The 14,555-nt window shown below is 68.8% G+C and carries 14 protein-coding genes; 13 read left to right on the forward strand and 1 reads right to left on the reverse strand.

Annotated features, from left to right (window positions below):
• Nucleotides 1-155: 155 nt before the first annotated feature.
• From ACIBM5_RS33975 to ACIBM5_RS34020, 10 genes are all read left to right on the forward strand, one after another.
• The gene (locus ACIBM5_RS33975) at nt 156-3,887 is read left to right on the forward strand and encodes a nitrate reductase subunit alpha (RefSeq protein ID WP_396010485.1); all 3,732 of its coding nucleotides are present in this window, start codon (nt 156-158) and stop codon (nt 3,885-3,887) included.
• Nucleotides 3,887-5,545 carry a nitrate reductase subunit beta gene (gene narH, locus ACIBM5_RS33980; RefSeq protein ID WP_396010486.1) on the forward strand — a complete coding sequence of 553 codons (1,659 nt, stop codon included), beginning with the start codon at nt 3,887-3,889 and terminating at the stop codon, nt 5,543-5,545. Before ACIBM5_RS33975 ends, narH begins: the two co-directional genes overlap by 1 nt.
• The gene (narJ, locus tag ACIBM5_RS33985) at nt 5,542-6,240 is read left to right on the forward strand and encodes a nitrate reductase molybdenum cofactor assembly chaperone (RefSeq protein WP_396010487.1); all 699 of its coding nucleotides are present in this window, start codon (nt 5,542-5,544) and stop codon (nt 6,238-6,240) included. Before narH ends, narJ begins: the two co-directional genes overlap by 4 nt.
• A complete protein-coding gene (gene narI / locus ACIBM5_RS33990; RefSeq protein WP_396010488.1) occupies nt 6,237-6,956 on the forward strand; it encodes a respiratory nitrate reductase subunit gamma in 720 nt (239 codons plus the stop codon). Before narJ ends, narI begins: the two co-directional genes overlap by 4 nt.
• A 347-nt stretch (nt 6,957-7,303) precedes the next feature.
• Nucleotides 7,304-7,651, forward strand: a complete 348-nt coding sequence (locus ACIBM5_RS33995) for an ArsR/SmtB family transcription factor (protein WP_396010489.1) — start codon at nt 7,304-7,306, stop codon at nt 7,649-7,651.
• Nucleotides 7,648-9,381, forward strand: coding sequence for a SulP family inorganic anion transporter (locus ACIBM5_RS34000; protein WP_396010490.1), 1,734 nt, complete (start codon nt 7,648-7,650; stop codon nt 9,379-9,381). Before ACIBM5_RS33995 ends, ACIBM5_RS34000 begins: the two co-directional genes overlap by 4 nt.
• A 457-nt stretch (nt 9,382-9,838) precedes the next feature.
• Complete coding sequence (locus ACIBM5_RS34005) at nt 9,839-9,967, forward strand: hypothetical protein (protein ID WP_396010491.1); 129 nt, start codon at nt 9,839-9,841, stop codon at nt 9,965-9,967.
• Between the two features lie 256 nt (nt 9,968-10,223).
• Nucleotides 10,224-10,742: a universal stress protein gene (locus ACIBM5_RS34010; protein ID WP_396010493.1), complete on the forward strand. Its 519-nt coding sequence runs from the start codon at nt 10,224-10,226 to the stop codon at nt 10,740-10,742.
• On the forward strand, nt 10,739-11,179 hold the full coding sequence (locus ACIBM5_RS34015; protein WP_396010494.1) for an HPP family protein: 441 nt from the start codon (nt 10,739-10,741) through the stop codon (nt 11,177-11,179). Before ACIBM5_RS34010 ends, ACIBM5_RS34015 begins: the two co-directional genes overlap by 4 nt.
• A gap of 60 nt (nt 11,180-11,239) precedes the next feature.
• Nucleotides 11,240-11,902: a response regulator gene (locus tag ACIBM5_RS34020; RefSeq protein ID WP_396010496.1), complete on the forward strand. Its 663-nt coding sequence runs from the start codon at nt 11,240-11,242 to the stop codon at nt 11,900-11,902.
• 88 nt (nt 11,903-11,990) lie between these two features.
• On the opposite strand, the gene ACIBM5_RS34025 is transcribed toward ACIBM5_RS34020, so the two are convergent.
• The gene (locus tag ACIBM5_RS34025) at nt 11,991-12,686 is read right to left on the reverse strand and encodes a CBS domain-containing protein (protein ID WP_396010498.1); all 696 of its coding nucleotides are present in this window, start codon (nt 12,684-12,686) and stop codon (nt 11,991-11,993) included.
• Nucleotides 12,687-12,965: 279 nt separating this feature from the next.
• Between ACIBM5_RS34025 and ACIBM5_RS34030 the strand changes: the two genes are divergently transcribed.
• From ACIBM5_RS34030 to ACIBM5_RS34040, 3 genes are all read left to right on the forward strand, one after another.
• Complete coding sequence (locus tag ACIBM5_RS34030) at nt 12,966-13,619, forward strand: hypothetical protein (RefSeq protein WP_396010499.1); 654 nt, start codon at nt 12,966-12,968, stop codon at nt 13,617-13,619.
• A 134-nt stretch (nt 13,620-13,753) separates the two neighbouring features.
• Complete coding sequence (locus ACIBM5_RS34035) at nt 13,754-14,086, forward strand: helix-turn-helix domain-containing protein (RefSeq protein WP_396010500.1); 333 nt, start codon at nt 13,754-13,756, stop codon at nt 14,084-14,086.
• A 6-nt stretch (nt 14,087-14,092) separates the two neighbouring features.
• Complete coding sequence (locus tag ACIBM5_RS34040) at nt 14,093-14,446, forward strand: pyridoxamine 5'-phosphate oxidase family protein (RefSeq protein ID WP_396010592.1); 354 nt, start codon at nt 14,093-14,095, stop codon at nt 14,444-14,446.
• The last annotated feature ends 109 nt before the right edge of the window (nt 14,447-14,555 follow it).

Below are 14,555 nucleotides of genomic sequence, written 5' to 3' on the forward strand. Positions count from 1 at the left end.
CCCGGCGGAACGCGAGGGGCCCTGGTTGACGGTGGGCGACGCCCACGGCCGGACCGACTCGATCCGATCGGTTCGCCGTCAGCGGTCATCGTGCCCCTCACGGCGGCCGGTGCGTTGATCATCGTCCGCTGAGCCACACGAGGACAGGGAGTGCCATGAGCAAGGATGTCGGGATGGACGGGACCGTGGCCGAGGCGTTGGTGCGCAGCCGGCGGTTCTTCACCCGCGGTACGGTCTCCGCCGATTTGAGGACGCTGTCGCAGACCGGGGGTCGTGATGCCGACGACTTCTACCGGGACCGGTGGAGCCACGACAAGGTCGTCCGCTCCACTCATGGTGTCAACTGCACCGGTTCTTGTTCCTGGAAGGTCTACGTCAAGGACGGGATCATCACCTGGGAGACCCAGCAGACGGACTACCCTTCGGTCGGCCCGGACTCGCCGGAATACGAACCCCGCGGTTGTCCACGCGGCGCGGCCTTCTCCTGGTACACCTACTCGCCGACCCGAGTGCGCTACCCCTACGTGCGTGGTGTCCTGCTCCGGATGTTCCGTGAGGCGAAGTCACAGCACGACGGAGATCCGGTGCGGGCGTGGGCGCACATCGTCGAGAACCCGCTGCGGGCCAAGGCGTACAAGTCCGCGCGGGGCAAGGGCGGTCTGGTCCGCGCCACTTGGGAGGAGGCAGCGGAGATCGTCGCGGCCGCCCACGTGCACACCATCGAGAAGTACGGCCCCGACCGGGTGGCCGGGTTCTCACCGATCCCGGCCATGTCGATGGTCTCCCATGCCTCCGGTGCCCGGTTCGTGAACCTCATCGGCGGTTCGATGCTGAGCTTCTACGACTGGTACGCCGACCTCCCGGTGGCCTCGCCCCAGGTGTTCGGCGACCAGACCGACGTCCCGGAGTCCGGGGACTGGTGGAACGCGGGCTACCTCATCATGTGGGGTTCCAACCTGCCGGTGACGCGCACACCGGACGCGCACTGGATGACCGAGGCCCGGTACCGCGGCCAGAAGGTCATCGCGGTCGCCCCCGACTACGCCGACAACGTGAAGTTCGCCGACGAATGGCTGCCGGCCAAGCCGGGCACCGACGCCGCCCTGGCGATGGCCATGGGCCACGTCGTGCTCAAGGAGTTCTTCGTCGATCGTCACACCCCGTACTTCACGCAGTACGTCAAGACCTACACCGATCTTCCCTACCTGGTCCGGCTCGACGAAGCAGCCGGACCGGGTGCGAGCGGCGAGAAGACGTACACGGCGGGCAAGTTCCTCACCGCCTCCGACCTCCCCGAGCACCGGCATGAGGAGAACGCCGCGTTCAAGACCGTGCTCGTCGACGCGCGGACAGGGCAGCCGACCATTCCAGGCGGATCTCTGGGGCACCGCTACGGCGACGCCGGTGTGGGCAAGTGGAATCTGGAACTCGGTGATGTCGACCCCCAGTTGACGCTGATGGACACCTCGCGGGAGAGCGTGCTCGTCCGCTTCCCGCGCTTCGACACCCCCGACGGTGCGGCGGCCGATCTGCCGCGTGGTGTGCCGGTCCGGCGGGTCGACGGCCACCTGGTCACCACCGTCTACGACCTGCTGCTCGCGCAGTACGGCGTGGGCCGAGACGGCCTTCCGGGAGAATGGGCCGCCGGGTACGACGACGCCGAGTCGCCCTACACCCCGGCATGGCAGGAGACGATCACCGGTGTCCCGGCCTCCACCGCGGCCAGGGTCGGACGCGAGTTCGCCGCGAACGCCGAGGAGTCCAAGGGCCGTTCGATGATCGTGATGGGCGCCGGAACCAACCACTGGTTCCACTCCGACACGATCTACCGCGCGTTCCTCACCCTCACCAACCTGACGGGCTGCCAGGGAGTCAACGGCGGCGGCTGGGCCCACTACGTCGGCCAGGAGAAGGTCCGGCCGCTCACCGGCTACACACAGATCGCCAACGCGCTGGACTGGAACCGGCCGCCGCGCAACATGATCCAGACCGCGTACTGGTATCTCCACACCAACCAGTTCCGCTACGACCGGTTCGGCGCCGACACTCTGTCCGCCAAGACGGGCAGCGGGCAACTCGCGGGAATGAGCACCGCCGATGTACTCGCGCAGAGCGCACGCATGGGCTGGATGCCGTCCTACCCGACCTTCAACCGGAATCCGCTCGACCTGAGCGACCAGGCCGGCGCTGCGGGCACCCCGGTGGGCGAGTACGTGGTCGAGCAGTTGAAGTCGGGGGCCCTGGAGTTCGCGGGGGAGGATCCGGACGCCCCCGAGAACCATCCGCGCATCCTGTCCATCTGGAGGGCCAATCTGCTCGGCTCGTCCGGCAAGGGCAACGAGTACTTCCTCAAGCATCTGCTCGGCGCCGACTCCTCGGTACGGGCCACCGAGACACCCCGGGACCGACGTCCGGTCGACGTGAAGTGGCATGACGAGGCCCCCGAGGGCAAGCTCGACCTGCTGATGACGATCGACTTCCGGCAGACCAGCACCACGATCTTCTCGGACGTCGTGCTGCCCGCCGCCACCTGGTACGAGAAGCACGACCTCAACACCACGGACATGCACCCCTTCGTGCACTCCTTCAACCCGGCCATCGCACCGCCCTGGCAGACCCGCACGGACTGGGATGCCTGGCAGACGATCGCCGAGAAGTTCAGTGAGCTCGCCGCCACCCGGCTGGGGGTCCGCAACGACGTGGTGGCCCTGCCGCTCACCCACGACACCCCGGACGCGATGGCGAATCCGCACGGAACCGTGCGGGACTGGAAGAAGGGCGAGTGCGAGCCGGTGCCCGGGGTCACGATGCCCAGGCTCGTCGAGGTCGAGCGCGACTACGGGGCCGTGGCCGAGAAGATGAACGCACTCGGCCCGCTCGTGGACACGCTCGGCGCGACCACCAAGGGGGTGACCTTCGAACTCGGCGCACAGGTGGACTACTTGCGGCGCAAGAACGGAACGATCCGGACGGGTGCGGCGGCCGGTCGGCCGTCCCTGAAGCGAGATGTGCACGTCTGCGAGGCGATCCTCGCACTGTCCGGCACCACCAACGGGGCACTCGCCACCCAAGGGTTCAAGACTCTCGAGAAGCGCACCGGCGTGCGGCTGGCCGACCTTGCCGAGGAGCACGAGGGAAAACAGATCACCTTCGCCGACACCCAGGGCCCGCCCGTGCCCGTGATCACGTCACCGGAGTGGTCGGGATCGGAGAGCGGCGGCCGGCGGTACTCGCCCTTCACCATCAACGTCGAGCGCAAGAAGCCGTGGCACACGCTGACCGGGCGGATGCACTTCTACCTCGACCACGACTGGATGGCCGAACTCGGCGAGGGACTCCCGGTCTACCGGCCCCCGCTGAACATGGCGGCACTGTTCGCCGAACCCTCCCTCGGCAACGTCTCGGACGGCTCCGACGGCCAGGGCGTCGAAGGCCTCACCGTGCGCTACCTCACCCCGCACAACAAATGGTCCATCCACTCCGAATACCAGGACAACCTGTTCATGCTCTCCCTCTCGCGGGGCGGCCAGAACATCTGGATGAGCGACCGGGACGCCGCGAAGGTCGGGATCGAGGACAACGACTGGATCGAGGCGGTCAACCGCAACGGCGTCGTGGTCGCCCGGGCGATCGTGTCACACCGGATGCCCGAGGGAACGGTGTACATGTATCACGCACAGGACCGGCTCATCGACGTACCGATCGCCGAGACCTCCGGCAAGCGCGGAGGCATCCACAACTCGCTCACCCGGCTCCTGGTCAAACCCACACATCTGATCGGCGGCTACGCCCAGCTCACCTATGCGTTCAACTACCTCGGCCCCACCGGCAACCAGCGCGACGAGGTCACCGTCATCCGCAAGCGCTCGCAGGATGTGACCTACTGATGAGGGTCATGGCGCAGATGTCGATGGTGATGAACCTCGACAAGTGCATCGGATGCCACACCTGCTCGGTGACGTGCAGGCAGGCCTGGACCAACCGTTCCGGTACCGAGTACGTCTGGTTCAACAACGTCGAGACAAAGCCCGGGCTCGGCTATCCCCGCACCTACGAGGACCAGGAGAAGTGGAAGGGCGGCTGGACGCTCAACAAGCGGGGCCGGCTCACGCTCAAGGGCGGCGGCCGGTTCAAGAAGCTGCTGACCATCTTCTCCAACCCCAAGCTTCCCTCGATCAACGAATACTACGAGCCCTGGACCTACGACTACGCCACGCTCACCGACGCGCCCGCCCAGGAGCACACCCCGGTCGCGCGCCCCAAGTCGCTGATCTCCGGCAAGGACATGAAGATCGAGTGGTCGGCCAACTGGGACGACGACCTCGGCGGCTCCACGACCAACGGCCACCGCGACCCGCTGCTGAAGAAGATCGCCGACAAGGTGAAGTTCGAGTTCGAGCAGACCTTCATGTTCTACCTGCCGCGCATCTGCGAGCACTGCCTGAATCCCTCGTGCGCCGCCTCGTGCCCCAGCGGCGCGATCTACAAGCGCGAGGAGGACGGCATCGTCCTCGTCGACCAGGACAAGTGCCGCGGCTGGCGGATGTGCGTCTCGGGCTGCCCCTACAAGAAGATCTACTTCAACCACCGCACCGGCAAGGCCGAGAAGTGCACCTTCTGCTTCCCCCGCATCGAGGTCGGGCAGCCCACGATCTGCTCCGAGACCTGCGTCGGCCGGCTGCGCTACATCGGCCTGATGCTGTACGACGCCGACAAGGTACTCGAGGCCGCCTCCACCACCGACGAGCAAGGACTCTACGAGGCCCAGCGTGACGTCTTCCTCGACCCGTCCGACCCCGAGGTCGTGCGCGCGGCCGAGCACGCCGGCATCCCCCGGGACTGGATCGACGCCGCCCAGCGTTCCCCGGTCCACGCCCTGATCACCACCTACAAGGTGGCACTGCCGCTGCATCCGGAATACCGCACCATGCCCATGGTCTGGTACATCCCGCCGCTCTCCCCGGTGGTCGACGTCGTCAAGGAGACCGGCGAGGACGCCGAGAACCGAGGCAATCTGTTCGCCGCGATCGACGCGCTGCGGATCCCGGTCGAGTACCTCGCCGAACTCTTCACCGCCGGCGACATCTCGCCTGTGGACGCCGTGCTGAAGAAGCTCGCCGCGATGCGGTGCTACATGCGCGACATCAACATGGGCCGCGAGCCCGACGCCTCGATTCCCGCGGCCGTCGGCATGAGCGAGGAGCACATGTACGACATGTATCGACTGCTGGCGATCGCGAAGTACGACGAGCGCTACGTCATCCCGTCCGCCCACGCGGAGCAGGCCCACTCCCTGGAAGAACTCGCCACCGAGTGCTCGCTCGACTACGAGGGCGGGCCCGGGATGGGCGGTTCCGGCCCGTTCGGCGAAGGATCGGGCGCCCCGACACCGATCGCGGTGGAGAACTTCCGGATGCTGCAGGACCGCCAGACCTCCGACTCCCTGGCGGGACCCGACGACAAGGGCAAACGGGTCAACTTGCTCAACTGGGACGGCAAGGGCTCGCCCTCCGGACTCTTCCCCTCGAAGGGGTCGGACTCTTGAGCAGGACTCGCGCGAAGCCTGCGCCGGCTTCACACCAGCTGACCATCGTGTGGCAGTCGGTCTCCCTCCTGCTGGACTACCCGGACGAAGAGCTCCCCGCACGGATCGCGCTGGTTCGATCGGCGCTACGGGAATTGCCCTCGGCGCTCGGCGGGTCGATTCGCGACTCCGTGGAGCGGCTGGAGGCCACGCCGTTGGCGGAGCTGCAGGCACAGTACGTCGAGACCTTCGACACCCGCAGACGCTGCAACCTGTTCCTGACCTACTTCGCCCACGGGGACACCCGCAAACGGGGGGTCGCTCTGCTTCGCTTCAAGCAGGTCTACATGCGCGCCGGCTTCACGCTCGACGATGCGGAGCTGCCCGACCACTTGTGCGTCGTGCTCGAGTTCGCCGCGACGATCGACGGGGAGCTCGGCCGAGGGCTGATGCTCGACCACCGGGCCGGCCTCGAGCTGCTACGGCTGTCGCTGCGGGACATGGACTCTCCGTGGGCCGGCCTGGTCGCAGCCGTCACCGCGACCCTGCCGCCGTTGCGCGGCGACGAGCGAGACGCCGTAAGCCGCCTCGCCGCAGAGGGGCCACCCGAGGAGGAGGTCGGACTCGCACCGTTTGCCAATCCCCGGTTCAGCCCTGCCGCGTCGCGCGGGACGACCCTGCTGCCCACGCCCACATTCCCGGGAGCCCGCACGTGAATCAGTTGCTGTACGTGGTCTTCCCCTACATCTGCCTGACGGCCTTCGCCCTGGGACATCTGTGGCGCTACCGCTACGACAAGTTCGGCTGGACCACCCGCTCCTCCCAGCTCTACGAGAACCGCGTCCTACGGATCGGCAGTCCCCTGTTCCACTTCGGCATCATCGGGGTGTTCTTCGGCCACGTGATCGGGCTGGGCATCCCCAAGAGCTGGACGGAAGCGGTCGGCGTGTCCGAGGGGCTCTACCACTTCCTGGCCTTCTCGGTAGGCGCCCTGGCGGGGTTGGCCACAGTCGTCGGACTGATCATCCTGATCTACCGCCGACGCACCGTGGGTCCGGTTTTCTCGGCCACCACCCGGATGGACAAGGTGATGTACCTCTTCCTCGCCGCGGTGATCCTCCTCGGCCTGTTCAACACGGTGGCGGCCAATATCTTCGAGCACTACGACTACCGAGACGGTGTCTCGGTCTGGTTCCGCGGGATCTTCCGCTTCGACGTACACCCCGAACTCATGGGCGAGGCGCCACTGGGCTTCCAGCTCCACGGGCTGATCGCGATGGCGCTCTTCGCACTGTGGCCCTTCACCCGACTCGTCCACGTGTTCAGCGCCCCGCTCGGATATCTGACCCGCCCCTATATCGTCTACCGCAGCCGCGACACCACCCGGCTCGGCAGCCACCAGCCACGTCGCGGCTGGGACCGGGTGGGCTGACACTCGGCTGCCCGGCTCGCCCGGGCGGAGGGCACAACATGAGGCCGGAACCGTGCAGGAACGCGGCGGGCGCGGCAATGGATCCGCGGCGAAGGGCGACCTGACGCCGCACCCGGGCGGTAACGGATGCGTTGCCCACGCAGGTCGATCCCGGTCCGACGGTGACTGCTCCAGGCAGGCACGTGTGGCGCGCGCACCCGACGACGAGTCGCCTCCCGAAGATTGATCAATTGAACGATTGCAAATTTCTTCAATTGCACACATGCTGAACTAAGTGTGCGGTACGGCCGGGCCATCGAGTCGGTCCGAGTCGGGTTCGCGGGTGGTTACGAGTACGGGAGAAACCAATGAAGGCGCCGATTCCGCTGTATCAGGCGAAGGCGGAGTTCTTCCGCATGCTCGGGCATCCGGTGCGCATCCGGGTCCTGGAACTGCTCCAGGACGGACCGCTGCCCGTGCGTGATCTGCTCGCCGCGATCGAGATCGAGCCGTCCAGCCTGTCGCAGCAGTTGGCGGTCCTGCGTCGCTCGGGGATCGTGACCTCCAGTCGCGACGGGTCGACCGTGGTCTACGCCCTGGCAGGTGGTGACGTCGCCGACCTGATGCGCGCGGCGCGACGCATCCTCACCGAGATGCTGGCCGGACGCAACGAACTGTTGGAAGAGTTGCGTGAGGCGGAGGCCGACGCACGATGAGCACTCCGCTCGTCCGGATGTTCGCGCGGATGCGTTCCCTGTTGCCCGAGCGCGGCGATGTCGCGGCGATGCGCCGCGCGCCGCGTCGCGATCTGCTCGCGGGGTTCACGGTGGCGATCGTGGCGCTGCCGCTGGCGCTCGGGTTCGGGATCTCGTCGGGATTGGGCGCGGAGGCGGGGCTGGCGACCGCGGTGGTCGCGGGGGTGGTCGCGGCGGTGTTCGGTGGGTCGAACCTTCAGGTCTCCGGGCCGACGGGGGCGATGACCGTGGTGCTGGTGCCCATCGTGCACGAGTACGGCGCGAACGGCGTGCTGACCGTGGGCTTCCTCGCCGGGCTGCTGCTGATCGGCTTGGCGTTCGCCCGGGCGGGGCGGTACATGGCGTACATCCCGGCCCCGGTGGTGGAGGGCTTCACCCTCGGAATCGCCGGGGTCATCGCCCTGCAGCAGGTCCCGGCAGCGCTGGGGGTGCCCAAGCCGGAGGGTGACAACACCGCGGTGGTGGCGTGGCGGGCGGTCGAGGCATTCGCTCGCGAACCGGACGGTGTCGCCTTGGCGTTGGCCGGGTCGGTGGCGGTGGTCATGTTGTTGGGCGCGCGCCGCCGCCCGACCGTTCCGTTCTCGCTGCCGGCGGTCGCGGCGGTGACCGTCGTGGCGCAGACCGCGCATCTCGATGTGGTGCGGATCGGTGAGTTGCCTGCCGGATTGCCCGCCCCGGATCTCGGGTTCTTCGACGTCTCGGCGTTGTCCTCCCTGCTCGCGCCCGCATTGGCGGTCGCCGCGCTCGCGGCGTTGGAATCGCTGCTGTCCGCGACCGTGGCGGATGGTATGACGGTCGATCAAAAGCACGACCCGGACCGGGAGTTGTTCGGCCAGGGCGTCGCCAATCTGGTCGTGCCGTTGTTCGGCGGGGTCCCGGCCACGGCGGCGATCGCGCGGACCGCGGTGAATGTGCGTACCGGCGCCGCCTCGCGGTTGGCCGCGATCACGCACGCGGTGGTCCTGGCGGCGGTGGTGTTCGCCGCCGCGCCGTTGGTGGCGAAGATCCCACTGGCCGCACTCGCCGGGGTGCTGCTGGCCACCGCGATCCGCATGGTCGAGGTCGGCTCGGTGCGGGCGATGGCTCGCGCGACCGGCTCCGACGCGCTGATCCTGGTACTGACCGCGGCCGCCACCCTCGCCCTGGACCTGGTCAAGGCGGTCGTCCTCGGCCTGCTGGTCGCCGGGGCGCTGGCGCTGCGCGCGGTCGCCAGGAACGTCCGGGTGGAGAACGTACCGCTGCGCGAGGATCTGCCGAAGGACCACGGCGCGGAGGAACACGCCCTGCCGGCCGAGCACATCGTGGCCTACCGCCTGGACGGCCCGCTGTTCTTCGCCGCAGCGCACCGTTTTCTGGCGGAGTTGTCGCAGGTCGCCGACGCGCACGCGGTCATCCTGCGCATGTCGCGGATCAGCACGCTCGACGCGTCGGGGGCACTCGTGCTCAAGGAGGTCGTCGAGCGACTGGAGCACCGCGGCATCACCGTCTACGTGTCCGGCATACGGCCCGACCACCAGCGCACCCTCGACGCCTTCGGCGTGGTGGATCGACTGGGCGCCGAGGGACGTGTCTTCGCGAGTACGCCCGAGGCGATCGCGGCGGCCCGGCGTCGTCTGCACGGCGCGGGGATATTGCCCGCCGAACCTCCTGTGGGGAACCGGGGTAACGCCCGTTTGAAGAATGTCCCATGATCGGGAATCGCGTTCTCTCGCCGTCGACTCGCCCAGGTCTCGAAGGCGCGGCCGGTGGCTGCACGGGGTCGTCGGCTCCGCCCGCCGAACACGCAGGCGCCGACACCACCCGCCACGACATCGCCCACGGGGCGAGACGGTGGCGGATCACCCGACCGTCGCGATGGACGCCGGCCCGGCGCATCCGATCACCCTTGAGAAAGGCATCCACCGTGACATACGAAATCACCGTCATCCCCCGGAACGGAACCCCACTACCCACGAGGCGGATCGACGCCGCCGCCGTACGCACCGCGCTCGACCGAGCCGCAGTCGACGGCGCACGGTTGCGTATCCGCCCCACCGCAACCGGGTCGCACTCCGGGGAAGGCGCACCCACTCTCCCGCAGGGACATCCGTCGTGAACGATCGACCGCCCGAGACTTCCCGAGTCCCCGTATCCGCGCCACGTCCGCCGGTGAGGAACGGCGAATCCCAGAAGGACATCGAACGCGGCATCATCCGCTGGATGCTCCTGTTTCTGTTCGGCACCCATCTCATCGGCGGGGCGATCTGGCTCGCCATGTATCTCACGGGCCACGGCTGACACCGTCCGAAGAGCACTGTGTGACCACGTCACAAGGCTTCCGCATCCACAGGGCGTGGTGCTCGTAGGGCATTGCGCGTATGGCCGGTGACGCGTCTCCCCTTCGCCGGACGAAACGGGGCGAGATATCGCTCGGTGACGTATCGCGCAGGGCCGAACGGCCCTGGAAAAGACCTCGGGACCGGGCCGGGAGACCCTGTGCGGATCGCCCGGGGCGGAGCAGGGTGGGGGCGTACCCCTCGTAGAGGAGGAACTCATGGACACGCGACCGTCGCACAGCACGCCGCCATGCGTCGTGGTCGGGATCGATCCCGACTCCTCGGTCAACCGCCGTTCCGTTCGGTGGGCAGCCCGCGAGGCGGCCCTGCGCGGGGCCGTCCTGCACCTGGTGCACGCCTGGGAACCGGCGTCCGCCCACCGTGCCCACTACGCACCGATGCACACCCTCGTCGACCCGACCGAGCAGCGACGGCGGGTCCGCGAGCTGCTGGACGCGGCCGAGCAGTGCGCACGCCACGTCCGGCCCGACCTCACCGTCGTCCGCCGCCCGATCGAGGGGCCGAGCGTGTCGGTACTGCTCGGCGCGGCTCACGAGGCGGCCTTGCTCGTCCTGGGCAGCCGGCCCCGCCAGGCGGATGGGCGCCCGCTCGGACCCGTCACGCGCGAGTGCCTGCGCTGTGCACGCTGCCCGGTGGTCACCGTCGGTGCCATACCCGGCGAGGATTACGGCCGCCCGATTCCCGATGCGACACACACGGCAGGAGCAATGCAATGACCGAGACGACGCAGTCCGCTTCGGACACGGGTCCGCGGATCCCGACAGTGCGCGAGGTGATGCACGGCCCGGTGGTTTCGGTGGGCCCCGAGGACACGTTGTGGGCGGTGATGGACAACATGATCACCACCCGGTTGCACCACGTCGGCGTCGTCGACGGGGATCGGGCCCTCGGTCTGATCAGCGACCGCGACCTCGCCGCCGTCTGGACCCTGGACCCGCTGGGCCTCAAGCAGCACACCGCCGGACGTGTCGTCGCCGACACCGAGACGACCTTCGTCTCTCCCGACACCGACGTGGTGACGGCGGGAGAGCAGTTGCTCAGGCACCGCCGCGACGCGCTGGTCGTCGTCGAGTCCGACGGTACGGTGCTCGGTGTCCTGACCGACCGTGACCTGCTCACCGTTCTCCTGAGACTCCACCGCCCGATACGGTGACGGACACGGACGCCTACGGCGTCCGACAATGGAGTGACGTCCGACTTTCGGAGGCGGCCGGTGTCGACATCGCCCATCCGTGTGTTCCTGCTGGACGACCACGAGGTGGTTCGCAGGGGTTTGGCCGATCTCCTCGGTGGTGAACCCGACATCGAGGTGGTCGGCGAGTCGGGTTCGGCCGCCGAGGCGGCCCGGCGTATCCCGGCGTTGCGCCCCGACGTCGCCATTCTCGACGGGCGCCTGCCGGACGGCAGCGGTATCGACGTGTGCCGCGAGGTGCGCTCGCGGTTCCCCGAGATCAACGCGTTGATCCTGACCTCGTACGACGACGAGGACGCGCTGTTCGCGGCGATCATGGCCGGCGCGGCGGGATACGTGCTCAAGCAGATCCGCGGCCGGGACCTGATCGCCGCGGTACGCGCGGTGGCCGCCGGACAGTCGCTGCTCGACCCGGCGGTGACCACACGCGTCCTGGAACGGGTGCGACAGGGACCGGCCGCGGAGCCGGGCCCGACCGGTCTCAGCGAGCGTGAACAACAGGTTCTGGAGCACATCGCCCGGGGTCAGACCAATCGCGAGATCGCCGAGAGCCTTGGTCTGGCGGAAAAGACCGTCAAGAACTACGTCTCGGCGGTGCTGAACAAACTCGGCCTCGAACGCCGGGTCCAGGCGGCGGTGTACATGACCGAGTTGCACCAGGGCGACGAGCGACACCGGACCTGAGACCGGCGGTCCCGACGCACACCCGCCGGTGTCCCCGAGCCCGTTGTCGGCCGGCGGGCATCGGTGGTTCCGCCTCAGGGCCCTCGGTCTACCACCCTTCGACACATCCGCGCGTCGGTGGGCCGAAGGGGCGTTCGGGACCGCGGGCATGGGTGAGTCCGTGGGTGACCTTCTCGACGCCGTCCACGGCGGCGCACAGCCGAACCACGACGTCGACGAGGGTGGGGTGGTCGACCTCGCCAGTGAGATGTACGACGGCGTCGCGGACCTCGACCTCGATCGTTCCGGGATCCGGACACAGCGCCTCGCCGAGGATTTCACGCTCGATCTCCGCGCGGATCTCCGCGTCCGACCGCACGAGGGCGCCCAGCAGGTCGCAGCGGCTGACGATGCCCACCAGGCGCCCGGAGCCGTCCACCACCGGCAGGCGCTTGACGTGGTGGCGGTCCATCAACCGGGCCGCCCGCAGGGTGCTCGAGGTCGTTGCCACGGTGATCACCGGCGCCGTCATCAGCCCCCGCGCGGTGAGCGCCTCGTCGGGCGGCGGTGCCTGGCGTTCGCGCGCCGAGTCCTGCCGTGTCCGCGACGTCTCGGTGCCGGCGACGCGCGCGTGCAGCAGGTCCGCCTCCGAGACGATGCCGAGCAGCCGATGGGCATCATCCACCACAGGAAGCGCACTGACCTGCCACGTCTCCAGCACCCCGGCGATGTCACGGAAGCGGGCGCCGGAGCCGATGGTGACGACGTCGCGCGTCATCACGTCCCCGATCGTGCCGTGTGTCATGTCGTACCTCCCGACGCAGGCGTTTGCGGAACGAGTTCGGCGGCGATGGTGTCGGCATGCGACCGAAGCAAAGGCGCGACAGGGCCGCGTTGCCCGCCGTCCGGGGCCGTTCGGCCCGGGTGCCTCCCGCGTCCTGATGCGCCACCCGGTGTGCGCGACCCGGAGTGGGCCGGCGCACGGCAGCTCGAACGAAGGGGTGCACCGGCTCGAACCAGCTATCGCCGGAGCGACATTCGGCCCTTCGGCCGGCAGGTTGGGGCGCGACCCAGGGGAGGGATCATGCATCGACGGGGGCTGAAGATCGTGTTGACCGAGTCGCACACGGGCGGCTGCGAGGCGGTCGCGAGCGAGTTGACCGCGGCCGGGCACGGGGTGCTGCGCTGCCACGGTGGATCGGTGGTCGATACCGAAGCGCCGTGTGTGGCCTGGACGGTGGGGGGTGAATGCCCACTGCTCGCACCGGACGTCGACGTCGTCGTGGACGTGCGCACCGAGGCCGGGCCGCAGACGGCACGGGAGCAGGGCGCGATGTGCGCGCTCCTGGCCGGTGTTCCACTGGTGGTCTGTGGACCCGTCGACACCCTCGGCGAAGCCGGGACGCTGTCGCGCGCGGACGTGGTGTGCGGGCCGGCGGATGTCGAGGCCGCGTGCCACCGCGCCTTCTCCCCCGTCGGCCCCACCGCGCACCGGGTGGTGGCACGTGCGGTGTCCCGCGCGCTCGCCGGGGTGACCGCGCCCGACGACGTGCACGTCGTCCTGACCGCGCGCGAGAGCGTCGTCCTCGCCGACATCACCGTCTGCGCATCCCCGACGGCCACCGCCTTCCGTCGTGTACGCGGTGCCGTCCGGACGGCCCTCGCCCCCTTCACCCCGGCCTGGGCCTATGTCCCGGTGACGCTGTATCACCGCACCCCCGAGATCCGGCACGAGTGATTTGGCAGGACATCTCGCAAGTCCCCCGGGGCGCGGCCATTTTCCGTGCGAGCGGGTCCAACGGCCCTGCCGAAATCCTCCCTGGAGCGAAACCGTCGGTGGAGGCAGGGCACCCATCCACGGAGGCGGCACACATGGACGACGAAACGGCGGGCACACACCGCCCCGACCACCTTGTCCTGGCGGTCGGCGTGCGAAGGCGGCGGCGCACCCTCGGACTGACGGTGCGGCAACTCGCGCGCCGTTCGCACCTGTCGGTGGACTGGCTCGAACACGTGGAGGAAGGATCCGCGCCGGTGTCGTTCGCGGCGCTCAACGGATTGGCGGCGGCACTCGACACCAGCGCCGAAAACCTGTTGCGCGGCATCGTGGAGGTACCGCCCTCACCGGAACCGCCAACCGCGGCCCCTCCCGCACCCGAGACCCGGGAACTGGTCGTGATGACCGAGGAGGAGTGCCGGGCCTGACTGTTCCTGCACGATGTCGGGCGCGTCGCCCCGGCCATGACACGGGAACCGTTCGTGCTCCCGGTCGACTACCTGATGGACGGCACGGATGTGCTCTATCGCAGCGCGGTGGGCTCACGGCCGGCCACGCTGGTCGGGCGGGTGGCCTTCGAGGTGGACGAGTTGATTCGGATCGCCCGATTGGGTTGGAGCGTGCTCGTGATCGGCGACGCCGAACCCGTGATCGATCCGGCCCACACGAGCCGTTTGGCGACGGCGGAGATGCGGACCTGGTCCGAAGGTGTCCCGGAGGTTTGGACCCGGATCCGTCCGAGAGAGGTCACCGGCCGCAGGTTGCGTCCCCGCATGGGCGACGCCTGAACCTGCGCGAGTCTCGATGGCCAAGGCGGGCACCGTGGATGCGATCCCGGTGTCCGTCCATCGCATCCGGATCGATCGCGAGGGAGTACACCTCGTGAGCCCGGATCGG

It is taken from the genome of Embleya sp. NPDC050493 (genome assembly GCF_044458105.1).
Taxonomy (GTDB): Bacteria; Actinomycetota; Actinomycetes; order Streptomycetales; family Streptomycetaceae; genus Embleya.

What these genes read in the sequence shown, in the direction of transcription:
- ACIBM5_RS34015 (WP_396010494.1), top strand. Translation starts at nt 10,739, where the DNA reads ATGACCGAGACGACGCAGTCCGCTTCGGACACGGGTCCGCGGATCCCG.
- ACIBM5_RS34025 (WP_396010498.1), bottom strand. Translation starts at nt 12,686, where the DNA reads ATGACACACGGCACGATCGGGGACGTGATGACGCGCGACGTCGTCACC.
- ACIBM5_RS33975 (WP_396010485.1), top strand. Translation starts at nt 156, where the DNA reads ATGAGCAAGGATGTCGGGATGGACGGGACCGTGGCCGAGGCGTTGGTG.
- ACIBM5_RS34030 (WP_396010499.1), top strand. Translation starts at nt 12,966, where the DNA reads ATGCATCGACGGGGGCTGAAGATCGTGTTGACCGAGTCGCACACGGGC.
- ACIBM5_RS33995 (WP_396010489.1), top strand. Translation starts at nt 7,304, where the DNA reads ATGAAGGCGCCGATTCCGCTGTATCAGGCGAAGGCGGAGTTCTTCCGC.
- ACIBM5_RS34010 (WP_396010493.1), top strand. Translation starts at nt 10,224, where the DNA reads ATGGACACGCGACCGTCGCACAGCACGCCGCCATGCGTCGTGGTCGGG.
- ACIBM5_RS34000 (WP_396010490.1), top strand. Translation starts at nt 7,648, where the DNA reads ATGAGCACTCCGCTCGTCCGGATGTTCGCGCGGATGCGTTCCCTGTTG.
- narH (WP_396010486.1), top strand. Translation starts at nt 3,887, where the DNA reads ATGAGGGTCATGGCGCAGATGTCGATGGTGATGAACCTCGACAAGTGC.
- ACIBM5_RS34035 (WP_396010500.1), top strand. Translation starts at nt 13,754, where the DNA reads ATGGACGACGAAACGGCGGGCACACACCGCCCCGACCACCTTGTCCTG.